This is a genomic window from Verrucosispora sp. SN26_14.1 (assembly GCF_004307965.1).
GTDB lineage: Bacteria > Actinomycetota > Actinomycetes > Mycobacteriales > Micromonosporaceae > Micromonospora.
On the sequence record NZ_SISL01000271.1, the window covers coordinates 1 to 8,138 of the forward strand.

The window sequence follows — 8,138 nt, forward strand, 5'->3', positions numbered from 1 at the left end:
GTCCGCCACCGCGTCGAACGCCGCCGCCGCCACCGGCCGGGGCAGCACCCGGACCAGCCGCCAGCCGGCGACGAACCCGAGTTCGGTGAGGTTCACCTGAGCTGGGCCTGCCGGTAGACGTACCGCATCCGCTGGCCGACGGTGAACAGCGACACCGCCGCCAGCAGCCAGAGCGCGATCGGCAGCGCCGCCGGGTGGACCAGCGCGGCGAGCACGCCGCCGACGCCGACGATCAGCAGCCGCTCCGTACGCTCCGCGATGCCCACGTCGCCGCTCATCCCGAGCCCCTCGGCGCGGGCCTTGACGTACGAGACGAGACCCCCCGCGGCCAGGCAGATCAACGCGGCGGCCATGCCCCCGCGGTCCCCCTCCCCGGCCAGATAGAAGGCGACCGCGCCGAAGACGGCGCTGTCGGCGACCCGGTCCATGCTGGAGTCGAGGAACGCGCCGAACTTGGTGGACCCGCCGCTCATCCGGGCCATCGTCCCGTCGAGCAGGTCGGTGAGCGCGAAGACCGTCACGATCAGCGCACCGGCGACCAGATGGCCGCGTGCACCGAAGCCGAGTGCGCCGATGAGCACTCCGACGGTGCCCGCGACGGTGACCGCGTTGGGGGACACGCCCGCGCGCAGCAGGCTGCGGGCGATCGGCTCGACGACGCGGGTCATCCCCGCGCGGGCCGACACTTGGAAGATCTTCGCCATGGCGGTCCCACGATAACGGTCGGCTCCCTGGCCGACGACACCGCCGGTCCGCGTGGCAAGGCTTGTGTCGGTCCGCCTGCGGGTGTGAGATCGAGCAGTAAGGTGACGCGGCTCACCCGACCACCCGTTGACTGCACGCTGCGGAGCGGTCCCCCGGAAGATATCGCCGCAGTACCCGCCCGGGCCGCGTCTCCGTCGCGCGCGGCGGTCGCCACCTACCACCACCGGTTGAGGGAGGTGCGCCCCGATGGCGCAGAAGAGTCACGACAAGGGGCCCGCCGGCGGCGTGCCGGCGGTGACCGACCCCGCCAGGATCCGCAACGTGGTGCTCGTCGGGCACTCCGGGGCGGGCAAGACCACGCTCGTCGAGGCGTTGCTCGCCGCCAGCGGCACGATCGACCGGCCGGGTTCGATCGCCGACGGGACCACCGTCTGCGACCACGACCCCGCCGCCGTACGCCAGCAGCGCTCGGTGGCGCTCTCCTGCGCGCCGCTGCACCACGACGGGATCAAGGTCAACCTGCTGGACACGCCCGGCTACGCCGACTTCGTCGGCGAGTTGCGGGCCGGACTGCGGGCCGCCGACGCCGCCCTGTTCGTGGTCTCCGCCGTCGACGGCATGGACGCCGCCACCGCCGCGCTCTGGGAGGAGTGCGCCGCCGTCGACATGCCCCGGGCGGTGGCCGTCGCCCGCCTGGACCACCCGCGCGCCGACTTCGACGAGGCGGTGGCGCTGTGCCAGCGCGTCTTCGGCGACAACGTGGTCCCGCTCTACCTGCCGATGCTGGGTGACGACGGCGAGTCCACCGCCGGCCTGCTCGGGCTGATCACCCGACGGGTCTTCGACTACACCGCCGGCCTGCCCGCGCAGGTCCGCGAACCCGACCCGGAGCACCTGCCGGCGATCGCGGAGTCCCGCGACGAGCTGATCGAGGGGATCATCGCGGAGAGCGAGGACGAGACCCTGATGGACCGGTACCTCGGCGGCGAGGAGATCGATCCCGCCCTGCTGGTCGAGGACCTGGAGAAGGCCGTCGCCCGAGGTCACTTCTATCCGGTGGTGCCGGTCTGCGCGGCCACCGGCGTCGGGCTGGACGTGCTGCTGGAGGTGCTCACCGCCGGATTCCCGTCCCCGCCCGAGCACGACCTGCCGCCGGTCACCGGCGTCGACGGCTCGCCCCGCCCGCCGCTGACCTGCGACCCGGACGGTCCCCTGGTCGCCGAGGTGGTCAAGACGACCGTGGACCGGCACGTCGGGCGGGTCTGCGTGGTACGCGTCTTCTCCGGCACGCTGACTCCGGACCGTACCGTGCACATCGCCGGACACGGCCTGGCCGAACGCGGCCACCCGGACCACGACGCCGACGAGCGCGTCGCCCACCTCTACAGCCCGCTGGGCGCCACACTGCGCGAGGTCGGTGTCGCGGTGGCCGGTGACATCTGCGCGATCACCAAGTCCGGCAGCGCGGAGACCGGCGACACCATCTCGGCCAAGGACGACCCGCTGCTGATCGCCCCGTGGGAGATGCCCGAGCCGCTGCTGCCGGTGGCCGTGGTCGCGAAGACCCGCTCGGACGAGGACGCGTTGGCCCGCAACCTGGCCCGGTTGGTGGCGGGTGACCCGACGATGCGGCTGGAACGCAACCCGGATACCCACCAGGTGGTGCTCTGGTGCATGGGCGAGGCACACGCCGACGTGGTCCTGGACCGGTTGCGCGCCGGCGGGGTCGAGGTGGACACCGAACCGGTGCGGGTGCCGATGCGGGAGACCCTGACCGCACCGGCCCGTGGACACGGCCGGCACGTCAAACAGTCCGGCGGGCACGGCCAGTACGCGGTCTGCGACATCGAGGTGGAACCGCTGCCGCGCGGAGCCGGCTTCGATTTCGTCGACCGGGTCGTCGGCGGCGCCGTACCGCACCACTACGTCCCCTCGGTCGAGAAGGGCGTACGCGCCCAGATGGAACGCGGGCTGGTCGCCGGTCACCCGGTGGTGGACCTGCGGGTGACCCTGGTCGACGGCAAGGCACACAGCGTCGACTCCTCCGACGCGGCGTTCCAGACCGCCGGGGCGCTGGCCCTGCGCGACGCCGCCGAGCAGGGCGCACCGGTCGTGCTGGAGCCGATCGACGAGGTGACGGTCCGGGTCCCCGACGGCAACGTGGGCGCGGTGATGGGTGACCTCTCCGGTCGACGCGGCCGGGTGCTCGGCACCGAACCGGACCCGGACGCCGAGGGCCGCACCCTGGTACGCGCCGAGGTGCCCGCGACGGGTCTGCTCCGGTACGCGGTGGAGCTGCGCGCGATGACCGCCGGCACCGGCACCTTCCACCGCCGCTTCCTCCGCTTCGACTCCCATCCCACCCCCTGACACCACCGCCGTCGCACGCCCGCCGTCGCCCGCCCGCCGTCGCCGCCCGCCCGCCGTCGCCGCGATCATGGACTTGTGGCTGTCCATTGGTCCGAATTTGGCCTTTTGGGAGCGCCACAACTCCATGATCGGCGCGAAGGTGTGGTCAGGGGCGGGCGGTGGGGAGCATGGGGCTGGGCCAGTAGGGGCGGTCCACCTCACGCAGGGCGGCCGAGCGCAGGGCGGCGAGTCGGCGTTCGACCTCGGCGAAGTGGTCCGGGCGCAGCGGACCGAGGGCCAGGGCGGCGGCGTTCTCCTCGACCTGGGCGACCGTACGGCACCCCGGAATCGGGATGGTGCGGTCGCTGCGGGCCCAGATCCAGCCCAGCGCGCCCTGCGCCAGGGTGCGCCCGTCGGCGGTCAGCGCCGCCCGCACGGCGTGCACCCGACGCAGCCACTCCGGCGCGGGCCGCCCACCCCGGAACCACTCCAGCCATCCCGAGGTCATCCCCCGGACGTCGTCGTGCGGCAGCGTCGAACAGTGGTGGTACTTGCCGGTGAGCAGCCCCATCCCCAGCGGCCCCCGGTTGACGCTGGCCAGGTCGTACTTGTCGCAGACCGCGAGCAGGTCGGGGGCGTCCCGGAGGACCGACAGGCTGTGCTGGACGACCGCGCCGTGCCGGGCGTCCTGACCGAGCGCGACGGCCCGGTCGACCCGGTCGGTGCTCCAGCCGTACGCCCGCACCAGCCCGTCGGTGACCAGGTCCTCCAGGACGCCGATCAACGCCTGCGCCGGGGCCACCGGCAGGTCGGCCAGGTGCAGTTGGTACAGGTCGATCCGATCGGTGCCGATACGGCGCAGCGAGTCCCGTACCGCCCGGTGCAGGTATGCCGGGGACGCGTCCCTGCCGGTGGCCTGCCGGGACCGCTCGTCGAACGTGTACCCCCACTTGGTGGCGATCACCGCCTCGTCGCGCCGGCGGCCCAGGGCCCGGCCGAGGAGCCGTTCACCGTGCCCGGCACCGTACGAGTCGGCGGTGTCGAAGAGGGTCACGCCGAGGTCGAGGGCGCGGCGGACCGCCCGGACGGACTCCTCGTCGTCGACCGCCCCCCAGCCGAGCGGGGTGTGTCCCTCGGACCAGGGGCCAGCGATCGCCCAGCAGCCCATGCCGAGGGCGCTGACCTCGATCCCGCTGCGCCCGAGCGTCCGCGTCGACTCCGCCACCGGCGCATCGTGCCATCTTCCGGACAGGGTTTGACAGACATCCAGCACGATCATCCGTACGGGGGACCGTCTCCCACGGATCACCCCTGATCGACCCGGATCCGCCCCGTTTCGTGCCCCACCCGGACGACCTGCGGATCGGCCCGGATCCGGTTTCCCTCCCCGCCCCCTTTGCTCTGCTCACCGATACGCATCGACTTCAGCGCGTAACCGTTGCGTGGGGTGAAGCAGAGCAAAGGCGGCGCAGCGGTAGCGGTCGGCGCACACCTCGCCGGCCCCAGGGCGGAGGCGAGGCGCGAGGCGCGGAGCCCAGGGTGCCGGAGGCGCGGCGCGAGAGGCGCGGGTGAGGTCAGGTCGGCCAGGCGCGTACGAGCAGGTCCCGGGTGTCGCCGAGCAGTTGCGGCAACACCTTGGTCTGCCCGATCACCGGCATGAAGTTGGCGTCGCCGCCCCAGCGGGGCACCACGTGCTGGTGCAGGTGGGCGGCGATGCCGGCGCCCGCCACCCCGCCCTGATTCATGCCCAGGTTGAAGCCGTGCGCATTGCTGACCTTGCGGATCACCCGCATGGCGGCCTGGGTGAACGACGCCAGCTCGACCGTCTCCGGCTCGTCCAGGTCGGTGTAGTCGGCCACGTGACGGTACGGGCAGACCAGCAGATGCCCCGGGTTGTACGGATAGAGGTTGAGCACCACGAAGACGTGCTCGCCCCGCGCCACGACCAGGCTCTCCTCCGCCGACCGGGCCGGCGCCAGGCAGAACGGGCAACCGGAGGGCTGCTCGTACCCGCCCTCGGGTCGGTCCTCGCCGGAGATGTAGGTCATCCGGTGGGGCGTCCAGAGCCGGTCCAGCCCGTCGGCCATGTCCCTGTCGCTGTGCTCGTCCGCTCCCCCAGTCACACCGGCGATCCTACGGCCCCGACGGGCGGGTGCCGAGCCTCGGCCCGGCACCCGTCGTGAGCGGAGAAGCGGCACGCGTCGTGATCAGTGGAGCGGCACGCGCCGTGATGTGAGGAAGGGTCCCCTGCTCTACCGCAGGCGTTAATAAGGTGCCCTTCCTTACATCTGGGCGGAGGGGCCGACGTTGGTGCGGGTGCGGACGACGTCGAGTACGTGGGAGACCGCCTCGTCCAGCGGCACCCCGTTGCGCTGCGAGCCGTCACGGTAGCGGAACGAGACGGTGCCGGCGGCCACGTCGTCGTCCCCCGCGATCACCATGAACGGGATCTTCTGCTGCTGGGCAGTGCGGATCTTCTTCTGCATCCGGTCGTCACCGGCGTCCACCTGGGCGCGGACGCCCTCGGCGCGCAGCGCGGCGACGAAGCCGTGCAGATAGTCGGCGTGGTCCTCACGGATCGGGATGCCGACCACCTGCACCGGGGCCAGCCAGGCCGGGAACGCCCCGGCGTAGTGCTCGGTGAGCACGCCGAAGAACCGCTCGATCGAGCCGAACAACGCCCGGTGGATCATGACCGGCCGCTGCCGGGTGCCGTCGGCGGCCTGGTACTCCAGACCGAAGCGCTCCGGCAGGTTGAAGTCGACCTGGATGGTGGACATCTGCCAGGTCCGGCCGATGGCGTCCTTGGCCTGCACGGAGATCTTGGGGCCGTAGAAGGCCGCGCCACCCGGGTCGGGCACCAGGTCCAGGCCGGACTCCTCGGCCGCCGACCGCAGCGCCTCGGTGGCCCGCTCCCAGTTCTCGTCGGTGCCGACCGACTTCTCCGGGTTGCGGGTGGACAGCTCCAGATAGAAGTCGTCCAGCCCGTAGTCGCGCAGGAGTTCGAGCACGAAGGCGAGCAGGGACTTCAGCTCCCCCGCCATCTGCTCCTCGGAGCAGAAGATGTGCGCGTCGTCCTGGGTCATGCCGCGCACCCGGGTCAGGCCGTGCACCACACCGGACTTCTCGTACCGGTAGACCGTGCCGAACTCGAACATCCGCAGCGGCAACTCGCGGTAGGAGCGACCACGGGACCGGAAGATCAGGTCGTGCATCGGGCAGTTCATCGGCTTGAGGTAGTAGCTGGCGCCGTCCACCTCCATGGGCGGGAACATGCCGTCGGCGTACCAGTCGAGGTGCCCGGAGACCTCGTAGAGGTGGCCCTTGGTGATGTGCGGGGTGTTGACGAAGTCGTACCCGGCCTGCTCGTGCTTGATCCGCGAGTAGTTCTCCATCTCGCGGCGGATGATGCCGCCCTTGGGGTGGAAGACCGCCAGGCCGGAGCCGAGCTCGTCGGGGAAGCTGAACAGGTCGAGGTCCGCGCCGAGCTTGCGGTGGTCGCGCCGGGCCGCCTCCTCCAGCAGCTTCAGGTACGCCTTGAGCGCGTCCCGGGTCGGCCACGCGGTGCCGTACACCCGCTGGAGCTGGGGGTTCTTCTCGCTACCCCGCCAGTAGGCGGCGGCCGAGCGCATCAGCTTGAACGCGCCGATCAGCCGGGTGTTGGGCAGGTGCGGGCCCCGGCACAGGTCGGACCAGCAGACCTTGTCGGAGTCGGCGGCGAGGTTGTCGTAGATGGTCAGCTCGCCGCCGCCCACCTCCATCACCTCGGAGGAGTCCAGCCCCTCGCCCTTGACGTCGATGAGCTCCAGCTTGAACGGCTCGGCCGCCAGCTCGACCTTGGCCTCGTCGAGGCTGTCGAAGCGCCGCCGCCGGAACCGCTGTCCGGACTTGACGATCTCCTGCATCCGCTTCTCGACCTTGGCGAGGTCGTCCGGCTGGAAGGGCTTCTCCACCGCGAAGTCGTAGTAGAAGCCGTTCTCGATCGGCGGACCGATGCCGAGGCGGGCCTCGGGGAAGACGTCCTGCACCGCCTGGGCCAGCACGTGGGCGGTCGAGTGCCGCAGCACGTCGAGCCCGTCCGGCGAGTCCAGCGCGACCGGCTCGACGGCGGTCTCCTCGGCCGGACGCCAGTCCAGGTCGCGCAGGGTGCCCTGCGGGTCGCGGACCACCACGATCGCCTTCGGGCCGGTGGTGGGCAACCCGGCCGCCGCCACCGCGTCGGCCGCCGTGGTCCCGGCGGCGACGACGACGGGGTCGGCCACGGCGGGGGTACGGGGTGCGGACACGGGTGAACTCCTCGCAGCAGATGTGACGGAAAGGTGCCGGTGACGGCTCACCGCGATGGTATCGGTCGGCGTGGTGGCCACCGTCCCCGACACCGTAGGGGACGAATCCCGCCACCGTTGAACCTTTTCGGCCCGGGATCCGAACTACCAGGTGTGGCCGGAGCCGGTTCCGGCCACGTCGATGTGGAGGGGAACCCAGCATGGCGATGACGCGCGGCGGCAGCCGTCGACGCCGGGGCGCGCTGGTGGCCGCCCTGGCCACGGCCGGGGTACTGCTCTGGCCCGCGAGCACGGCGTGGGCCGACGGTGTGACGTTCACTCCGGCCGAGGCCCAGCAGGGCAACTCGGTCAAGCTCGAGTTCGTGGTGCCCGACGAGCGGCCCGGGGTCCGGACCGAACGGATCGAGATCCGGATGCCGGTGGAGACGCCGGTGGCCGAGGTGTATCCGCTCTCGGTGGAGGGCTGGGCACCCGCGATCACTCCCCGCAAACTGGACGTCCCGATCGCGGGCATGCACGGCCCGGCGACCGACGTGGTGACCGCCGCGTTGACCTGGACCCGGGCCTCGGGGCCGGCGGCGCAGGGACCGGCCCGGCTGGTGTTCTCGATGGCGCCGCTGCCGCAGACCGAGCAGGTGCAGTTCGCGCTGACCCAGACCTACGCCGACGGCCTCCAGGTGCACTGGGGCAACGGTCCCGGCCAGCGTCCGCTGCCCGCGCTGACCCTCACCCCGGGCGACCCGGCGTACCCGGGTGCCGCCCACGGCGCTCACGGCGCGGCCCCCGGCGGGGCCGCGC

6 protein-coding genes are annotated in these 8,138 nt (G+C 72.2%); 2 read left to right on the plus strand and 4 right to left on the minus strand.

Annotation, left to right across the window (positions count from 1 at the left end):
* Positions 1 to 92: 92 nt before the first annotated feature.
* Positions 93 to 704, minus strand: coding sequence for a phosphatidylinositol phosphate synthase (pgsA, locus tag EYA84_RS21235; RefSeq protein WP_131054800.1), 612 nt, complete (start codon positions 702 to 704; stop codon positions 93 to 95).
* A gap of 247 nt (positions 705 to 951) precedes the next feature.
* Between pgsA and EYA84_RS21240 the strand changes: the two genes are divergently transcribed.
* Positions 952 to 3,075, plus strand: coding sequence for an elongation factor G-like protein EF-G2 (locus EYA84_RS21240; protein WP_131054801.1), 2,124 nt, complete (start codon positions 952 to 954; stop codon positions 3,073 to 3,075).
* A gap of 145 nt (positions 3,076 to 3,220) precedes the next feature.
* On the opposite strand, the gene EYA84_RS21245 is transcribed toward EYA84_RS21240, so the two are convergent.
* The 3 genes from EYA84_RS21245 to thrS all read right to left on the minus strand — a co-directional run bounded on the left by EYA84_RS21245 (position 3,221) and on the right by thrS (position 7,340).
* Entirely contained in the window at positions 3,221 to 4,279 is a 1,059-nt protein-coding gene (locus tag EYA84_RS21245) for an aldo/keto reductase (protein ID WP_131054802.1), read from the minus strand.
* 349 nt (positions 4,280 to 4,628) lie between these two features.
* A complete protein-coding gene (locus tag EYA84_RS21250; RefSeq protein ID WP_131054805.1) occupies positions 4,629 to 5,141 on the minus strand; it encodes an HIT domain-containing protein in 513 nt (170 codons plus the stop codon).
* A 195-nt stretch (positions 5,142 to 5,336) separates the two neighbouring features.
* Positions 5,337 to 7,340, minus strand: coding sequence for a threonine--tRNA ligase (thrS, locus tag EYA84_RS21255; RefSeq protein ID WP_131054803.1), 2,004 nt, complete (start codon positions 7,338 to 7,340; stop codon positions 5,337 to 5,339).
* Positions 7,341 to 7,540: 200 nt separating this feature from the next.
* On the opposite strand from thrS, the gene EYA84_RS21260 reads away from it, so the two are divergent.
* Positions 7,541 to 8,138: DUF1775 domain-containing protein (locus tag EYA84_RS21260; protein ID WP_131054804.1), on the plus strand; the 598-nt coding region annotated here is incomplete at its 3' end.

Bases quoted from the DNA above. Each gene is read 5' to 3' on its own strand.
- pgsA (WP_131054800.1), bottom strand. From the start codon at position 704: ATGGCGAAGATCTTCCAAGTGTCGGCCCGCGCGGGGATGACCCGCGTC.
- EYA84_RS21240 (WP_131054801.1), top strand. From the start codon at position 952: ATGGCGCAGAAGAGTCACGACAAGGGGCCCGCCGGCGGCGTGCCGGCG.
- EYA84_RS21250 (WP_131054805.1), bottom strand. From the start codon at position 5,141: ATGGCCGACGGGCTGGACCGGCTCTGGACGCCCCACCGGATGACCTAC.